The sequence below is a fragment of the Agromyces mediolanus genome (assembly GCF_023715325.1).
Lineage (GTDB): Bacteria > Actinomycetota > Actinomycetes > Actinomycetales > Microbacteriaceae > Agromyces > Agromyces mediolanus_A.
Genome location: NZ_JAMBNX010000007.1, coordinates 232,515 through 249,348 on the forward strand (window position 1 = coordinate 232,515; position 16,834 = coordinate 249,348).

Here is a 16,834-nt window from a genome sequence, read left to right on the forward strand (position 1 = left end):
CGCGCGCTCGCGCTCAGCCGAGGCCGATCTTCGTCCAGTCGAGGTTGAGCTCGTCGCCGATGTAGACGGCCTCGCCGAAGTCGTGGATCTGCGGGTTCATGCGCAGCAGCTGTTGCTGCGGCAGGTCGAAGCGCTGGGCGATGTCGAAGAAGCTGTCGCCCGAGACGACCGTGTACCGGATCGGCATGCCGTCGCCGTCGAGCACCGGGGTGCCGCTCGCGCCGGGGATCGAGCCGAGGTCGACGGCCGGCCCGGGCTCGACGACGGGGGCCGGATCGTTCGGCACCGGGTCGGGCGCGGGCGGCTCCGGTGCGGCCACCGGTGCTGACGGCGTGGGCGTGGGCGTCGGCGTCGGGGTCGGGGTGGCTGTGACGGTCACCATGACGGTCTCGGCGGGCGGTGGTGACGACGGCGCGCAGGCCGCGAATCCGGCGATCGCGATCGCGACGAGCACGGCGGTGCCGAGCGTGCGGCGTCGCCGCGCGATGCTGGGGGCTGGCCTCACGAGGGCTCCTCATCGATCCGGTGGGCTCGGTCAGCCTAGCTTCCGTCGGGCTCCCGGGGGGCGGTCGACGGCAGGAATGTGGAAAACTTCCTCCGGGGTGGCTCAGGCCCCGAGCGCCGCGCGGATCCGTTCGAGCGCGGCGGCGAGCGCGAGATCGCCGACGCCCGCGTAGCCGAGCACGATGCCGGCCGGACCGGGCCGGCGGCCGGGCGCATCGGGCGCGCCGGGCTGCGCGTCGGGGTCGTCGGGGGCGTCGGGCTGGGCGCCGGCGCGCGCGGCGTACTGCGCGAGCGGGGCGACGATCACGCCCGCCTCGGCCAGGCGCGCGACGAGGGCGCGCTCGGACGTGCGGTCGGGGAGCTCGAGCACCGCGTGCAGCCCGCCGTCGATCGCCGTCAGCCGGGCGCGCGAGTCCTCGAGTCCGCCGAGCGCGTCCTGCACGAGTCGCCGTCGGTGCGTGTACTCCCGCCGGGTCGCCGCGATGTGCCGGCGGAGCGCGCCGCGTTCGAGGTACTCGGCGACGGCGAGTTGCACCGGGCCGGCCACCGGGGTGTCGAGCTCGCTGCGCGCCGCCGCGACGGCCGCGCGCAGACCCGCGTGAGCGGGCAGCACGAGGTAGCCGAGGCGGAGCCAAGGGGTCAGCACCTTCGAGAAGCTGCCGACGAGCACGACCCGCTCGCCGCCGCCTCGCTCGCCGCCGCTGTCGAGCGAGGCGAGGGCGGGCAACGGAGCGCCGGTGTGCCGGAACTCGCTGTCGTAGTCGTCCTCCACCACGAAGGCGTCGGCGCGGGCCGCGAGCTCGAGCAGGGCGAGCCGGTCGGCGACGGGAAGCCGCCCGCCGAGCGGGTACTGGTGGCTGGGGGTGACCATCACGGCGTCGAGCCGGGCTGGGCCGCGCCCGCGAAGGGCGCGCTCGAGCGCGACGAGGTCGAGGCCGCCGTCGCCGAGCGGCAGCGGGACCGGTTCGGCCCCGTGCCGGGCGAGGGCCCGGCGTCCCGCCGGGTAGCCCGGGTCCTCGACGCCGACACGCACCCCCTCGCCCCGCAATGCCACGAGCGCTTGCGCGACGAGGGCCAGCGCCTCGCTCGTGCCCGCGGCCACGACGACGTCGTCGGGCTCGCAGTGCACCCCTCGGGCGCTCCGCAGGTGCTCGGCGATCGCGGCGCGCAGGGCGGGGACACCGAGCGGCGGCGGAGACCACGACGGCGGGTGGGCGGCGGCGGCCCGCCAGGCGGCGCGCCATGCCCGCTCGTCGAGCCGTGCCGTGGAGGGGACGCCGGGCGAGAGGTCGGCGACCAGGGGCCCGGCGGCGGCCCCGCCGAGGCGGAGTGCGGGCGGCGCCGGCGAGGCATCCGGTGCGCCGTCGCCGACGGCCGGCTCCTGCACGGCTCGCGGCTCGAGCTCGGCCACCCGGGTCGCCGCGCCCTGTCTGAGCTCCAGGTAGCCCTCGCCCGCGAGCTGGTCGTACGCGGCCACCACGGAACTGCGCGCGATCGCGAGCTCGCGCGCGAGGCCGCGCGTCGACGGCAGCGCGTCGCCGGCGCGCAGGCGCCCGTCGAGGATGTCGCGGCGGAGCGCCGCGACCAGTTGCGCGACCAGGCCCGCGCCCGGGCGGCGGTCGAGGAGGATGGGCGGCTCGGCCATGGGTCCCAACTGGTCTGCTCGAATGTCGCTGAACTGGACTGCACACGGTACCAGTGTCCGGGCGAGACTGCTCGGCATGAGTGCCTCTGCCCGCCATGTCCGCCGCATGCCCGAACGCCAGCGCCACGAGCGCGCCGAGCTCGACGCGCTGCTCGACCAGGAGCTCGTCGGCCACCTCGCGGTCGTCGCCGACGGCCAGCCCCTCGTGATCCCGATGGCCTACGCGCGCGTCGGCGACGACCTGCTGCTGCACGGCTCGACCGGCGGCGGATTCGCGTTGCGGGCGGCGGCCGAGCGCGCCACCGTCGCCTTCGCGGTGACCTCGCTCGACGGGCTCGTCTACGCCCGCTCGCTCTTCGACAGCTCGATGAACTACCGCAGCGCCGTCGTCTACGGCGTGCTCGAGCCGGTGTCCGCCGAGGAGGAGCACGAGGCCCTCGTCGCGCTCTCGGCGCACCTCATGCCCGGCCGGCCGGCCGAGGTGCGCGAGACCACCAAGAAGGAGTACGCGGCGACGCGGGCGCTCCGACTGCCGATCGCGGAGTTCGTGATGAAGGCGCGAGCGGCGACCGCGAGCGAGGCGCCCGACGACGGCGAGGACCACACCAGCTGGGCCGGCGTCGTGCCGCTCGGCCGCGCCTGGGGCGAGCCGGAGGCCTCGCCGCTCACCCCGGCGGGCACGCCGGTGCCCGAGTCGGTGCTGCGGCTCCGGGGCGCCTGAGGTGCCTCACCTCAGGAATAGGGCGATCGCCGGATGCCCCACCGGTACCTCAGTCGCGAGGCTCGAGGTACCGAACAGGGGAGAAGATCATGGAATTCGCAGACGCCGTGCTCGCCACGAGCACCTACGCCGCCGATCTGCGACGCGCCGAGCTGGTGCTCGAACTGCGCCGTGCCGCCGCGGAGCGCGACGCCGCCCGCCGCACTGAAGCACGCCGCATCCGCACCGCGTGACGATCGCCGATCCGCTGTCGGCGGAGCGCGCCGCCGCCGTCGGTGGTGCGTGGCAGCATGAGGAGGTGACCACCTCCGCCAGTGCCGCCATGATCGGCCGCGACGCCGAGCTCGTCTGGCTCGACGGGTTGCTCGGCGAGGCCGAGGCGGGCATGCCGCGCACGGTCGTCGTCGGCGGCGAGGCGGGCATCGGCAAGAGCCGCCTCATCCGCGAGTTCGCCTCGCGCGTGGGCTCGAAAGACGCGGCACCCGGCCCGGACACCCCCGCTCGGGTCATCGTGGGCCAGTGCGTCGACCTCGGCGCGGTGGCCGCGCCGTACGCCCCGATCAAGGCGGCGCTGCGCAGCCTCGTCTCCGACATCGGTGCCGAGCGCGCCCTCGAGACGGTCGGCCCGGGGCGGGCGGCGTTCGTCGCGCTGCTGCCCGAGCTCGCCGAGTCGGGTGTGCCGGGCGACGTGGTGCCGGCCGTGGCCGGACCGGGGGCGAGCGGCCAGCTGCACGAGGCCGTCGCGGTGCTCCTCGAGACGGTGTCGCGCGAACAGCCGGTCGTGCTCGTCGTCGAAGACCTGCACTGGATCGATCCGGCGAGCCTCGGCCTGCTCCGTTTCCTCGTGCGGGCGCTCACCGCCAGCCGGGTCATGCTGCTGCTCAGCTATCGCAGCGAAGACGTCACGCGGGGCCATCCGCTCCGGCCGTTCCTCGCCGAGCTCGAGCGCGACCGCTGGGTCGACCGGCGCGAGCTCTCGCGATTGTCGCGCGACCAGGTGCGCGAGCTCGCCGCCTCCCTCGTCGGCGCGGCACCCGACGAGGCCCTGCTCGACACCCTCTTCCGCCGGAGCGACGGCGTGCCGTTCTTCGTCGAGGAGGTCGTCGGGCTCGACGGCTGCAACGACGACGGCCAGCTCCCGGACACGCTGCGCGACCTGCTGCTCGCGCGCTACGAGCGACTCAGCGACGAGGCGCAGCAGCTGCTCCGGCTCATCGCGACCGGCGGCGTGCGCGTCGGCCACCCCCTGCTCACCCGGGTGTTCCGCGGGGGAGACGACGAACTCGACGAAGCGGCGAGAGAAGCGGTGCTCGGCGGGGTGCTCGTCGTCGACGGCGAGGAGTACGGCTTCCGGCACGCCCTCGTCCGCGAGGCGATCCTCGCCGACATCCTGCCCGGTGAGCGCGCCAGATTCCACGCCCGCTACGCCGAGGCCTACGAGGCGCTCGCAGCGGCCGGCGGTCGTCGCCTCGCCGCCGAGATCTCCTATCACTGGCTCGGGGCGAACGACGCGATGCGAGCGTTCCCCGCGACGGTGCAGGCCATGCGCGAGGCCCGAGCGGCCTCGGCGTTCGCCTCCGCCGCCCAGCTCGGCGAGCGGGCGCTCGCCCTGTGGGACGTGGTCGATCGGGCACCGGCAGACGGCTCGGGAGACGAGGCGGGTGGCGGCGCTCGCCACGGCTCGGGTGGCGGCCCGGGTGGCGGCACCGCAGCGAGGATCGCCGGCATGAGCCGGATGGAGCTCATGGGCCGCACCGCCTCGCACCTCCGCAACGCCGGTGAGAACGACCGCAGCCTCGCGGTCATCAAGGCCGCGCTCGCCGAGTGCCCCCGCGACGATCCGAACTACCCGAGGCTGCTGCGCGACCGTGCGCTGACGCTCGGCAGCGACGGCCGGCCCGGGTCGATCCCGCTGCTGCTCGAGGCGCTCGACGTGCTCGGTCCCGACGGCTCGGCCGAGCTGCGCGCCTCCGTCCGCACCTCGCTCGCCGGACGGTACATGATCGACGGGCAGCTGCAGGAGGCCGTCGAGATGGCCCAGACCGCCCTCGAGCTGGCCGAGTCCATCGGCGCGCCCCGGCTCGCCTCCGTCGCGACCAACATCGCGGCCGTCGGCCGCGCCCACCTCGAAGACCCGGTCGCCGCGGCCGAACAGCTCGAGCGGGCGAAGCAGCTCGCCGAAGGCGACGGCTCGGCGCTGCTGCGCTACTGGGTGAACGCCTCCGACCTCTACAACCTGCTCGGCGACTACGAGCTCGCGATCGAACTGGCCGAAGAGGGGCTCGCCCGCGCCCGGGCGACGGGGCTCGAGCGCAGCAGCGGGGTCATCCTGGCGTCGAACGCGGTCGACCCGTTGTTCGCGCTCGGCCGTTGGCAGCGCGGGCTCGACCTCATCGAACGGGCGCTCGCGCTCGATCCGCCCGAGCCGTTCAAGATCTACCTCTGGCGCGCCGAGGCCTGGGCCGAGCTCTGGCGGGGCGATCTCGCGTCCGCCGGCCACGTGCTGCGCACGAACCGTGCCGCGATGAACGCCGTGGGCGAGGTCGAGCTGCAGACCCGGCAGAGCGTGGGCCGGGTGGCGACCGAGATCGCGCTCGCCAACGGCGACGTCGTGACCGCGTGGCGCGAGGCCGTGCCGCTGCTCGACGAGCACGAGGGGGCCATCGCCGGCTATGGGCTGCCCTATGCCTGGGCGCTGGCGCGCACGATCGCCGCCGCGCGCTCGGGCCACGCCGCCGCGAACGCCGAGGAGGTCGAGCTGCTCGCCACGGCCTCAGCGGCCGAGCCCCGCCTGCGTGCGCTGCTCGGTCGCTTCGCGCACTGGCCGATGCACCCGATCTGGGTCGCCCTGATCGACGCGGAGCTCGAGGCCGACCGCGAGCGTGCCGTCGAGGCGTGGCGCCGGGCCGTCGACGCCGTCGACGACCCGCGGGCGCTCCGGCTGCTCCAGCCCTACGCCCGGCTGCGCCTCGGCGAGGCCGAGCTCGAGATCGGCGAGCGTCAGGCGGCGAAGGTCAGCCTGCAGGCCGCTCACGACCAGGCCGAGCAGTACGGCATCGGCGCGGTGCTCGCCTCGGTGGTGCGCGTCGCGACCGCGGCGGGCCTCCTGCTCGAGGGCGGCGGGGCGGGGCGGGCGACGGGGGTCACCGATGCGGTCGCCGCCGCGACGGATGCCACCGCCGAGCTCACCGCGCGCGAGCGGCAGGTGCTCGCCCTGATCGCCGAGGGGCTCAGCAACCGGCAGATCGGCGAGCGCCTCTTCATCAGCGGCAAGACGGCGAGCGTGCACGTGTCGGCCATCCTGCGCAAGCTCGGCGCGGCGACCCGCACCGAGGCCGTGTATCGCGCTGGCCTGGCGACATCCGCGTCTCCTGGGAGTCTCCCGACGCCCGGTGGTACGCCGATCGAGCGGGCGTAGGCTGGCCGAGGAGGCACGACGTGACCGCTTTGGACGACATCCCCTTCTCCACCATGGACGGTGAGCAGCGCTCGCTCGCCGACTACGAGGGCCGCACGGTGCTCGTCGTCAACGTGGCCTCGCGCTGCGGGCTCACCCCGCAGTACGCGAAGCTCGAGGAGCTTCAGCGGCGCTACGCCGATCGCGGCTTCACGGTGCTCGGCTTCCCGAGCAACCAGTTCCTGCAGGAGCTGTCGAGCAACGAGGCGATCAGCGAGTTCTGCTCGACGACGTACGGCATCTCGTTCCCGGTGCTCGACCGTGTGCGGGTGAACGGCCGCAACGCGCATCCGCTGTACCAGGAGCTGAAGCAGACGCCGGATGCCTCGGGCAAAGCCGGTCGGGTCACGTGGAACTTCGAGAAGTTCCTCATCTCACCGGCTCGCGAGGTCACGCGCTTCCGCCCGACGACCGAGCCCGACGCCCCCGAGGTGATCGAGGCCATCGAGGCGTCGCTGCCCGTCACCTGAGCCCGGTAGCGTGGTGGGTCGAGCACCAAGGAGCCCCACCCGCATGAAACCCGGACCCCGGCGCAGCATCAGCCAGGCCGACATCGTCGACGCCGCGTTCGAGATCCTCGAGGAGAAGGGCTTCGCGGCCGTCTCCGTACGGGCGGTGGCCGCCGCGCTCGGGCTCACCCCGACCGCGCTCTACACGTACTTCCCTTCCAAGGGGGCGCTGCAGGCGGCGATGATCGAGCAGCTCCTCGCCGGGGTCGCCGAGGCCGGAACCGACCCCGAGCCGGCCTGGCGCGAACGGATTCACCTCATCGCCACGGCGCTGCGCGACCGCATCGCCGCGCACGCCGGCTCGATCGCGCTGCTCACGAGCGGCCCGCTCGACGGCGAGCGGTCGAGAGACCTCGCCGAGGCGCTGATCGCCGCGTTCGCGGACGCCGGCCTCGGTGGCGACGACGCGGCGCGTGCCGGGTACGCGGTGCGGGCGCAGGTCATCGGCGCCGCGGCGCTGGATGCCGCGGCCGCGGCGGTGCCGGAGGAGACGCCGACCCCGCAGACGCTCTGGAAGGAGCCGAGCCGGCACCCGCGGCTCGAGGCATCCGCTCACCTGGGGCTCGACTCGGGCGAGGCCGACGCCGCCGCCCGCCGCTGGAGCCTCGACCGGCTCATCGACGGCTTCGTCCCCACGAGGTAACCGGTCGGTCCGGTCGCGCGCGCCTCGCCCGCCTCGCGCCGTTCGGGCGCGACACTGAGCGCATGCTGCACTTCCGCATGATCGTGCCGAGCGGGCTCGGGCCGGCCGTGGACCGCGTGCTCGACGGGCATCGCGAGAGCGTCTCGAACCTCATCCGGCTGCCCGGCGCCGCCATCGATCCGGCGGGCGATGTCGTGCTCTGCGACGTCGAGCGCACGGCGGCGAGCGAACTCCTCGGCGAGCTGCACGCCGCCGGCCTCGAGCGCTCCGGGTCCATCTCGATCGAATCGGTCGATCTGACCCTGTCGCGGCACGCGAAGCGCAACGCGGCCAGCGTGTTCGGCGGTGAGGACGACGCCGTCGTCTGGCAGGAGGTCGAGGCGCGCGCCGGCGACGAGGTGCGGCTCACCGCCACGTTCCTCGTGTTCATGGCGGTCGCGACCATGATCGCGGCGGTCGGCGTGGTCAGCGACCAGCCGATCCTCATCGTCGGTGCCATGGTCGTCGGACCGGACTTCGGCCCGCTCGCCGCGATGGCCGTCGGCATCGTCCGGCGCAGATGGCGGGTCGTCGGACGTTCGGCCGTGGCCATCCTGCTCGGCTACGCCTCGGCGATCGTCTTGGCGATGCTGTTCAGCCTGGTCATGGTGAGCTGGGCAGTGTTCCCCGCCGACCCCTTCGCCTCCTCGCACCCGGCGACGGAGTTCATCTGGACGCCGAACGTGCTGAGCTACATCGTCGGCTTCCTGGCGGGCATCGCCGGCGTGCTCTCCCTGACGTCGGCGAAGTCGGGCGCGCTCATCGGCGTGCTCATCTCGGTCACGACGGTGCCCGCGGCCGGCGCGGCGGCGCTCGCGCTCGCGGCGGGCGAGTGGCACACGCTCGGCACCTCGCTGCTGCAATTCGTGGTGAACCTCGCGGCGATCGTCACCGGCGGCGTGGTCACCCTGTTCGTGCAGATCCGGTTCGTGCGCGGCGGCGTGCGCCGTGGCGAGCGGGCCGGGTCCCGCCGGGCCTGACCTCGGCCCACCGCCCTGACACGACCGAGCGCCGGCCCCCGCGAGGGGAGCCGGCGCCCGGGTCATGCGACGGTCACTCCGCCTTCGGCGGCGTGATCTGGATCAGCGCCGTCGTGTTGTCCTTCATCGGCTTCTTCAGCTTGATGACGGTGCCGTAGCCCACGCCGTCGTCGACCGGGTTGCCCGAGCCGAACGGCCCGACCCCCGCGTCCACGCCGTCGTACGCCGGCAGGCGGTTGCCCTCGAGGTCGTACAGCGGGGTGCTGTACTGGGCGTTGCCCACCGAGGGCACCACGGTCGAGGCATCCCGGTCGCGGTAGAACAGCGCGCCGTCCGACTCGCGCAGCGCGAAGCCCGGCACCCAGCCCTGGTCGTCGGTGAAGGTGCTCACCGGCTTGAGGGCGGGGATGTCCGTGCAGTACTCGGTGAAGGCGTCATCGACGATGCACTCCGTGAAGGGGTACGTCTTCTGCACGCCGAAGGCGGCGTTCGAGGACTGCGCCCGGGAGGGCATCACGTTGAGCGTCGACGGGTCGAGGTCGGCGGCCGCTCCGGTCCGCTGCAGCGGATTGAAGTGGCTGTCGACGATGAGCAGGCCGCCCTTGGCGCCGTAGCTCGGCAGCGCCGCCTCGTTGGCCGTGATCATGTTCGAGTCGCCGTACGTCGTGTCCCGGTACCAGACGAGCATGCCGGGCGCGTTGTAGGCGAGCTTCTCGACCTTCCAGGCGCCCTCCTGGTACACGCTGTTGTACGCGTACTTCAGGCCCTGGTCGAAGCCGTCCATGTTCCGCCACTCGACGAGGTAGTACTGCGCCTTGACGGAGGTGCCGGTGTCCTGACGCCAGCCGGGGCCGGTCGTCGTGGTGAACGAGGCCACCTCGGCGGTCCAGCCGTTGTCGCCCTGCTCGACGTCGTCGCTCCACACGGTGTCGGCGCCGCTCGTGACCGCGAAGTCGTCGGCGAACCATCCGCGCTCCTGGAAGGCCGCGTCCGTCGCGAGCCGGAGGCGCAGCTGCACCGTCTGCCCGGCGTACGAGGTCAGGTCGACGTAGTCGTGACGCCACCCGCCGGTCGACCCGGTCAGACCGTACTTCTTCGGCGTCCCGGCGCCGAAGTCGCTGAGCCGGCCGTTCGGGTCGGCGTAGCCGTCAGGTGTGGTGACCTCGGCGCCGGCCTCGTCGAAGACCTTCTGCTCGGTCCACGTCGTGCCGCCGTCGGTCGAGACCTCGACGAAGCCGAAGTCCCAGTCCTCCTCGATCACGAAGTCGTTCCACATCCAGAACTTCGGATCTGCGGCGGGCACGTCGACCGTGCGGCCGAGGCGGAGGTCCGCCCAGTCCTGGTCGGAGCCGGTGTACCACATGTTCTCGCCGCTGTGCGGGGTCGCGAGGGTCACCACCTTGTCGGGCAGGTTGACCTTCACACCGTCCTCGGAGCCCTTCAGCGGACGGGAGTTCTGACCCACTTTGAAGGTGTCCGGACGGTCGCCCGGGTTCATCTCCGCCGGGTCGGCCCAACCGAGCACGTACTTGTCCCAGAGGCCCATGTGCGTCGGCATCGACTGGAAGATGGGGCCGGCGTGCGAGCCGGAGCTCATCAGGTCCCAGAAGTCGACGTCGGAGTCACCGGCGTTCGAGGTGTCGTACAGGTCGGGCAGGCCGAGGTCGTGGCCGTACTCGTGCGCGAACACGCCGACGCCCGAGTCCTCGGGCTGCACGATGTAGTTCGACAGCTTGAGGTCGGTGCCGGGGATGGCTGCGCCGCCCGCGACGGCCGAGGAGTGCGCCCAGAGGGCGTAGGTGCCCTCGGCGCCGCCGCCGCCCGACTTGTCCTCGCCCGCGTGCACGAGCACCACGTGGTCGATCACGCCGTCCGGCTCGAAGAGGTCACCGTCTCCGTCGCGGTCGCCCTGGTCCTCGATGTCGTAGTCGGCCCAGGGGAAGTCGGGCTGCGCGGCCGACAGTGCCGCGACCGCGTCGATCGGGAGCTGGCCGGGGCCGAGCGGGTTGTCGGGGTGGCCCTGCATGTCCTGCATGGGGCCGGCCTCGTAGACGCCCTCCTCGTTCTGGTGGCACACCGTGGCGCCGTAGTACGCCTCGGAGTGCGGCACCGTCACCCACGCGGTCGCCTCACCGGTGACGGTGTAGGCGCCCTGCGACATCTCCTCGTACATGTTCTTCATCGTGTAGCCGGAGATGTCGATGCCCGCGCGGCCGTCGGGCCCGCGGAGATCCGTGCGGACGCGCTCCGTGATGCCCTTGTCGCTGAACAGCATCTTGTTGTAGTGCTCGCTCGAGAAGTCGGGCACCCACATCGAGTTGTTGTCCTCGAGCTCGTAGTCGGCGGGGTTCGGGATGTTGTTGTGCCGCGGGCCGCTCTGCGGGGCCCCCGGCTTGCACTCCGTCGCGCCGAACTCGGTGGGCACGTACACGTCGCTGAAGTCGTCGACCACCGTGTCGTCGAACTCCACGAGGATCGTGAGGAGCTTCGCCTCCTGCGTCTCGTCGGCCTGCTTGTAATTGGGCTTCTTGTGCTTGTTGCCCTTCCAGCCGGGGCCCTGCCCCTGGCCGCCGCGGTCCCATTTCAGTTCCTTGGGGCTCTTGCCGGTCTTGTTCGACTGGTCTTCGAGCTGGGCGAGCCCTCGGGCGGCCACTGGGTTGCCGGCCGAGTACTTCTCGTCGACGATCTTGGCCTGTTCGAGCGCGGTCATGCCGCGGGCCGTGTCGTTCTTCGCCCCGTTCACGTCGACGACCACTTCGTCGTCGCCGAAGGCGCTTTCCGCTCGCGGTGCGACGTAGTTCATGTAGTACTCGTCGTCACCGATCACCGGCGCGGTGACGGGCGATGGCGACGCATTCGCTGGCGCGATGCTCAGGGTCGCCAGACCGGCGGCCGCGAGCGCGAGCACAGATGTCGTCGCCACCACGCGCCGCGCGCGAGTGGAGTTTCCAGACATGCTTCTCCCTCCGAGCACCGCCGCGTGGGTTCGTCGCGCCGGTGCGACTGGCACGCGTCGATCAGACGCGCGTACTCGGCATCATGCACCGTGTACCCCGTTTGGGGGAAGAGGGGAATTTCGATCCCCTGGCGGATCGTCGCGATCGGGGCGGCGTCGGCACCGTGCGTGCGAGGATCTTCGATCCTCTCGGCATCCTGCGTCAGATCTTCGCGTCGCGCTACGCTGGCGGTGGCGCGGAGCCGCGCCGGATTCGGGGGGATCAGGATGTCTCGACTGGGGGCGGTCGGCTTCGACGGACTCGGCGAGCCGGGGGAGCCGGCGGGTTCGCTTCGACGGGCTCAGCGAACCAGGCGATTCGCGGCGCTGCTCGCCGCCGCAGCGCTCGCTGCGGCGCTCAGCGGCTGCGCCGCGGGCAGCACGGAAGCGCCGAGTCAGAGTCCGACCGCGAGCGATGGCGCCTCGGTGCTGCCGCCGGTCATCGTCGATCTCGGCGCCGTGGACGGCACGACCGTCGAGGTGCCCGTCGGCGGCACGGTCGACCTGGTGGGCGACGACGAGCACTTCCTCGCCTGGACGGCGGAGCTCTCCGACCCGGAGGTCGCCGAGTTCGTCCCGGGCGCGGACGACGGCTCGGCGCAGTTCAACCCGGGATTGACCGCGCTCGCCGAGGGCGACACCGAGGTGGCGCTCACGAACGACGAGTCCGGCCAGCAGGTCGAGTTCACCGTCGAGGTGGTCCCGGCGCCCTAGCGCGGCCGGCGAAGGGCCCGCCGGCTCGGGCCCGCTTCGACGGGCTCAGCGAACCAGCGCTTCGACGGGCTCAGCGAACCAGCGCTTCGACGGGCTCGCTTCGACGGGCTCAGCGAACCAGCGCTTCGACGGGCTCAGCGGACCAGGCGCTCAGCCCAGCAGCAGCTTGCCGAGCTGGTCGCTCGAGTGCACGATGGCGAGCGCGTCGGCGGCCTCGGCGGGCGAGCCGTAGCCCCACTCGACGACGATCGTCGGCACGTCGTGCGCCGCGGCGCCGAGGATGTCGTAGCCCCGGTCGCCGACCATGACGGCGTGCAAGGCATCCACTCCGGCGTCACCGAGCCGGCGCAGTGCCTCGGCGACGACGTCGGCCTTGGTGGTGCGGGAGTCGTCCTCGCTGGCGCCGGTGATCGTGGTGAAGTACCGGCTGAGCCCGGCGTGCTCGAGCACGGTGCGCGCGACGGCCTCGGGCTTCGAGGTGGCGAGGGCGACCGGGATGCCGGCGGCGTGCAGCCGCTCGAGGAGGCCGGCGATGCCGGGGAAGACGGGGGAGCGGATGGCCCGCTGGTTGTAGTGCGCCCGGTAGATGCCGAGGGCGTGCCGGGCCTGCTCGTCGTCGAGTCCCGCGGAGAGGCGGAGGCTGTCGAGCAGCGGCGGGCCCACGTAGTCGCGCAGGGTTGCCTCGTCGGGGACGGGCAGCCCCACCGTGTCGAAGGTGTGGGCGAGGGAGCGGGTGATGTCTCCGGCGGAGTCGATGATCGTGCCGTCGAGGTCGAACAGCACGGCCGACCAGGTTCGGGTGGCGACGACGGGTGCCGGGGGGAGCAGCGTGTCAGAGGTCACCGTGACATCCTATGGGCGCGCGCCTCCGTGAAAGCCGAGTACCGCTCGGGTCCGGTGCTGGCCGCGTCCCACCGCGCTCAGAACAGCCGGGCGTGCCCGCTGTCGACGCCGCGCATCTCGTCGTAGTCGAGCACGACGCAGCGGATGCCCCGGTCCTCGGCCAGCGTGCGCGCCTGAGGCTTGATCTCCTGGGCGGCGAAGACGCCGCGCACGGGCGCGAGCCGCGGGTCGCGGTTCATCAGCTCGAGGTAGCGGGTGAGCTGCTCGACGCCGTCGATGTCGCCCCGGCGCTTCAGCTCGACGGCGACGCTCGCGCCCGCCTCGTCGGTGGCGAGGATGTCGACGGGGCCGATCGCGGTCATGTACTCGCGGCGGATCAGCCGATAGCCGTCGCCGAGCCGCTCGATCTGCTCGGCGAGCAGCTGCTGCAGGTGGGCCTCGACGCCGTCCTTCTGCAGGCCGGGGTCGATGCCGAGCTCGTGCGCCGAGTCGTGCAGCACCTCGTGGATCTTCACGATGAGCCGGTCGGCCGTCTTCTTGTGCGTCACCGTCCACACCTGCGTGATGCCGCCGGCGGCCTGCTCTTCGTCGGGCTCGGCCTCGGCGAGCGTGCAGGGCGGGCTCATCCAGTTGAGCGGCTTGTAGCTGCCGCCGTCGGAGTGCACGAGCAGGCTGCCGTCGCCCTTGACCATGAGCAGGCGGGTCGCGAGCGGCAGATGGGCGGAGAGCCGGCCGGCGTAGTCGACGGAGCAGCGGGCGATGACGAGACGCACCGTTCGAGTGTACGCGGCCCTCGCGGCGCGCTCGCCGCCTCGCGGCCGTCACGCCCGCAGGTACGTCACCACCACGACCCCGTTGTCGAAGCGCCGGGTGTCGACGAGTCGGAGCTGCTGGCGCACGCCGTCGGGCAGCGCCTTCGCGCCGCCGCCGAGCAGGCACGGCGCGACGTAGAGCGAGAGCTCGTCGACGATCCCGGCGCGCAGCGCCTCGGCCGCGAGCATCGCGCCGCCGACGAGCACGTCGGCCTCGGCGGTGCGAGCGAACTCCCGCACCGCCTGCGGGTCGAAGCTGCGCTCGAGCGTCGTGCGCGGCGTCGACACCTCGTCGAGCGTCGCCGAGTAGACGACCTTGTCGGTCGCCCGCCAGACCTCCTGGAAGTCGGCCTCGACGGGGGAGAGCTCGGCCGGATCGAAGTCCTCCCAGACTCGCATCACCTCGTAGAGCCGGCGCCCGTAGAGGTGGGTGCCGACCGTGCGCATCCGGTCGTTGATGAACTGGTGCTGATCGGGACTCGGGTCGCTGAAGTCGAAGCTGCCCTGCTCGTCGGTGATGTAGCCGTCGAGCGAGCAGTTCGTGGAGTAGAGCAGTGCGGCCATGTCGGTACCTCCTGGCGCACATGGTGCACCTCCCGGACGGATGCCGCCAGAGTTGATCCACACCGAGCCGATGCGCACCGAGCTGCTCCCGCCGCTCGTGGAATCCTGGAGTGATGCGCATCCTCGTCACCGGCTTCGAACCGTTCGGCTCGGACGCCGAGAACGCGAGCGGCGAGACCGTCGCACGGCTGCGCGAGCGCTGGAGCGACCCGGCGATCGAGCTCGTCACTGCCATCCTGCCCGTGTCGTTCGACGGCGCGCCCGCGCGCCTCGGCGAGCTCGTGACCGAGCACCGCCCCGATGCCGTGCTCGCGCTCGGCGAGGCCGGGCGGCGCGCGGCGGTCACCCCCGAGCGCAGCGCGCGCAACCTCGTCGACGCCCGCATCCCCGACAACGACGGGGTGCAGCCGCGCGGGGTCCCGATCGACGACGGGCCCGAGCGGCGAGCGGCCCGCTTCGACGTCGACGCGATGGTCGAGGCGATCCGTGCGGTCGGCGTCCGCGCCGAGGCATCCGACGACGCCGGCGGCTTCGTGTGCAACCGGGTCGCCTACGAGCTCGCCCGCTTGGAGCTGCCGGGCGGATTCCTGCACGTGCCGGCCGTGCGGAGCCGCGGCACCGCCACGATCGGCGCGGAGACGGACGGTGCGGAGACCGGCGGCACGGCCGGGGCGGCCGACGCCGGCGCGCCGGGCTTCGACGAGCTCGCGAGCGCCGCGGAGGCGGCCGTGCGCTCGCTCGCCGAGGGCGTCGCGGCCGGCTAGTCAGCTCCGCGAGCGTTCGCGCGCCGCGGGGGCGAGGATGCCGGCGACCGCGGTGAGCGCGAGGATGACGAGCAGCGCGTTCAGCAGCCCGAAGTGCTCGCCGAGGAATCCGATCAGCGGCGGCCCGGCGAGGAACGCGAAGTAGCCGATGATCGCGACCGCGCTCACCCGGGCAGCGGAGTTCACCGGGTCGTCGGCCGCGGCGGACATGCCGACCGGGAAGCCGAGCGAGCAGCCGACCGCCCAGAGCGCCGTGCCGGCCACGATGACCCACGGTTCGGTGCCGAAGATGAACATCGAGATGCCGACGACCGCGGTGACCGACAGCACCCGGAGCACGGGGACTCGGCCGAAGCGGTCGAGCAGCGGGCCGCCGAGCACGCGCGAGACGGTCATCGAGATGGTGAAGACGCTGAACACGAGGGCGCCGGTGGTCGCGTCGAAGCCGTGGCCGTCGACGGCGGCGAGGGTGATCCAGTCGTTCGCGGAGCCTTCGGCGAACGACATGCTCAGCATGATCGCGCCGATGAGGAGGAGGCGTACGTCGCCCCAGACGGCGAGGCTCGCCCGCAGGCGTTCCCGCCACGGCGGCTTGGCGGCGCCATGGTCCTTCGGGTCGCCGAGCTCCGCGCGTCGCGGCACGAAGCGCACCGCGACGACGACGGCGATCGCGATGAGCCCGGCGATGATGCCGAGGTGCGCGATCAGGGGCAGGCCGAGTCCGGCGGCGCCGGCCCCGAGCATGGCGCCCGCCACGGTGCCGAAGCTGAAGAAGGCGTGCATGAGCGGCATCAGCGTCTTGCCGATCTCGCGCTCGGCCTCGGCGCCCTCGACGTTCATCATCACGTCGACCGCGCCGTTGCCGAATCCGAAGAAGGCGAGGCCGACGACGATCGTGGCGACCGACGGCACGAGGGAGCCGCCGATGCCGATGAGCACGAGGCCGACCGAGACGAGCAGCAGCATCGAGATCATGCCGGCGCGCGCGCCGAGGCGGGCGAGGATGATCGGCGCGACGACGAGGCCGATGATCGAGCCGACGGACATGCCGAGGATGACGAGGCCGACACCCTGCGTGGACAGCTCGGTGAAGTCGCGCACCGCGGGCAGGCGCGCGACCCAGCTCGCCATGCTGAGACCGGACAGGAAGAAGATCGCGAACACGGCGTTCCGCCAGGCGGCGAGGCCGCGGGGCGTGCGGCCGCGCTTGGGCGTCCGGGCGGCGGCTCCGCTCTGATCTGGGGTGTCGGTCATCTCAAGCGCTTCGTCGTGGGTCGGCTGGGTCATCCGTCGTCCTCGCGGTCGTCGTCGGCCGAGCGGCCGGGATGCCGCTCCCAGTCTGGCCGATGCGGGATGGTCGTGCGGAGGTGGGGTGCGCGGCGGGCCGGGGTCCAGTCCAGCCCGCCACGCCCCTCGAATCGATTCGACTCGAATCGATTCGACCACGATAGCGAGCGCAGCGGCGTCGTGCAAGAGACGTCGTGCAAGAGACGAGATGGCCCCGAGGCATCCGGCCCGTCCCGGAACGTCCGGCCCGTCCCGGAACATCCGGCCCGTCCTGAAACATCCCGCCGTGCGTCGATACGATGGCTGAGGCATCCGGCGCACCCACCGGACCGACTCGCACGGACCGCCGCACCCAGC

The 16,834-nt window shown here is 72.8% G+C and carries 15 protein-coding genes; 8 read left to right on the forward strand and 7 right to left on the reverse strand.

Annotated elements, in window-relative coordinates; translation table 11 throughout:
- Nucleotides 1-13: 13 nt before the first annotated feature.
- Together M3147_RS19555 and pdxR are read right to left on the reverse strand one after the other, a co-directional pair.
- Nucleotides 14-505 carry a LysM peptidoglycan-binding domain-containing protein gene (locus M3147_RS19555; RefSeq protein WP_251204057.1) on the reverse strand — a complete coding sequence of 164 codons (492 nt, stop codon included), beginning with the start codon at nucleotides 503-505 and terminating at the stop codon, nucleotides 14-16.
- Nucleotides 506-607: 102 nt separating this feature from the next.
- Entirely contained in the window at nucleotides 608-2,149 is a 1,542-nt protein-coding gene (gene pdxR / locus M3147_RS13885) for a MocR-like pyridoxine biosynthesis transcription factor PdxR (RefSeq protein ID WP_251204058.1), read from the reverse strand.
- Between the two features lie 76 nt (nucleotides 2,150-2,225).
- On the opposite strand from pdxR, the gene M3147_RS13890 reads away from it, so the two are divergent.
- The 6 genes from M3147_RS13890 (at nucleotide 2,226) to M3147_RS13915 (ending at nucleotide 8,498) form a co-directional block, all read left to right on the forward strand.
- Nucleotides 2,226-2,870 (forward strand): pyridoxamine 5'-phosphate oxidase family protein, encoded by a 645-nt coding sequence (locus tag M3147_RS13890; RefSeq protein ID WP_251204059.1) that lies wholly within the window; start codon nucleotides 2,226-2,228, stop codon nucleotides 2,868-2,870.
- Nucleotides 2,871-2,959: 89 nt separating this feature from the next.
- Nucleotides 2,960-3,103 carry a hypothetical protein gene (locus M3147_RS13895; protein WP_251204060.1) on the forward strand — a complete coding sequence of 48 codons (144 nt, stop codon included), beginning with the start codon at nucleotides 2,960-2,962 and terminating at the stop codon, nucleotides 3,101-3,103.
- A complete protein-coding gene (locus tag M3147_RS13900) occupies nucleotides 3,100-6,288 on the forward strand; it encodes a helix-turn-helix transcriptional regulator (RefSeq protein WP_251204061.1) in 3,189 nt (1,062 codons plus the stop codon). The genes M3147_RS13895 and M3147_RS13900 overlap by 4 nt, the downstream gene beginning before the upstream one ends.
- Before the next feature lie 53 nt (nucleotides 6,289-6,341).
- Nucleotides 6,342-6,797 (forward strand): glutathione peroxidase, encoded by a 456-nt coding sequence (locus M3147_RS13905; protein ID WP_251204092.1) that lies wholly within the window; start codon nucleotides 6,342-6,344, stop codon nucleotides 6,795-6,797.
- Nucleotides 6,798-6,840: 43 nt separating this feature from the next.
- The gene (locus M3147_RS13910; protein WP_251204062.1) at nucleotides 6,841-7,479 is read left to right on the forward strand and encodes a TetR/AcrR family transcriptional regulator; all 639 of its coding nucleotides are present in this window, start codon (nucleotides 6,841-6,843) and stop codon (nucleotides 7,477-7,479) included.
- A 62-nt stretch (nucleotides 7,480-7,541) separates the two neighbouring features.
- On the forward strand, nucleotides 7,542-8,498 hold the full coding sequence (locus M3147_RS13915; protein ID WP_251204063.1) for a DUF389 domain-containing protein: 957 nt from the start codon (nucleotides 7,542-7,544) through the stop codon (nucleotides 8,496-8,498).
- 73 nt (nucleotides 8,499-8,571) lie between these two features.
- Here M3147_RS13915 and M3147_RS13920 read toward each other — a convergent pair whose 3' ends face one another.
- Complete coding sequence (locus tag M3147_RS13920) at nucleotides 8,572-11,454, reverse strand: immune inhibitor A domain-containing protein (RefSeq protein ID WP_251204064.1); 2,883 nt, start codon at nucleotides 11,452-11,454, stop codon at nucleotides 8,572-8,574.
- Nucleotides 11,455-11,721: 267 nt separating this feature from the next.
- Between M3147_RS13920 and M3147_RS13925 the strand changes: the two genes are divergently transcribed.
- Complete coding sequence (locus M3147_RS13925) at nucleotides 11,722-12,207, forward strand: hypothetical protein (RefSeq protein WP_251204065.1); 486 nt, start codon at nucleotides 11,722-11,724, stop codon at nucleotides 12,205-12,207.
- A gap of 150 nt (nucleotides 12,208-12,357) precedes the next feature.
- Here the strand turns inward: M3147_RS13925 and M3147_RS13930 are convergent, their stop codons facing one another.
- The 3 genes from M3147_RS13930 to M3147_RS13940 form a co-directional block, all read right to left on the reverse strand.
- Nucleotides 12,358-13,050 carry an HAD hydrolase-like protein gene (locus M3147_RS13930; RefSeq protein WP_251204066.1) on the reverse strand — a complete coding sequence of 231 codons (693 nt, stop codon included), beginning with the start codon at nucleotides 13,048-13,050 and terminating at the stop codon, nucleotides 12,358-12,360.
- A gap of 77 nt (nucleotides 13,051-13,127) precedes the next feature.
- Complete coding sequence (gene nucS, locus M3147_RS13935; protein ID WP_251204067.1) at nucleotides 13,128-13,823, reverse strand: endonuclease NucS; 696 nt, start codon at nucleotides 13,821-13,823, stop codon at nucleotides 13,128-13,130.
- Nucleotides 13,824-13,871: 48 nt separating this feature from the next.
- Complete coding sequence (locus M3147_RS13940; protein WP_251204068.1) at nucleotides 13,872-14,426, reverse strand: dihydrofolate reductase family protein; 555 nt, start codon at nucleotides 14,424-14,426, stop codon at nucleotides 13,872-13,874.
- Nucleotides 14,427-14,539: 113 nt separating this feature from the next.
- Between M3147_RS13940 and M3147_RS13945 the strand changes: the two genes are divergently transcribed.
- Nucleotides 14,540-15,190, forward strand: a complete 651-nt coding sequence (locus tag M3147_RS13945; protein ID WP_251204069.1) for a pyroglutamyl-peptidase I family protein — start codon at nucleotides 14,540-14,542, stop codon at nucleotides 15,188-15,190.
- On the opposite strand, the gene M3147_RS13950 is transcribed toward M3147_RS13945, so the two are convergent.
- Nucleotides 15,191-16,477, reverse strand: coding sequence for an MFS transporter (locus tag M3147_RS13950; RefSeq protein ID WP_251204070.1), 1,287 nt, complete (start codon nucleotides 16,475-16,477; stop codon nucleotides 15,191-15,193). It abuts the gene before it with no gap.
- Between the last annotated feature and the right edge of the window lie 357 nt (nucleotides 16,478-16,834).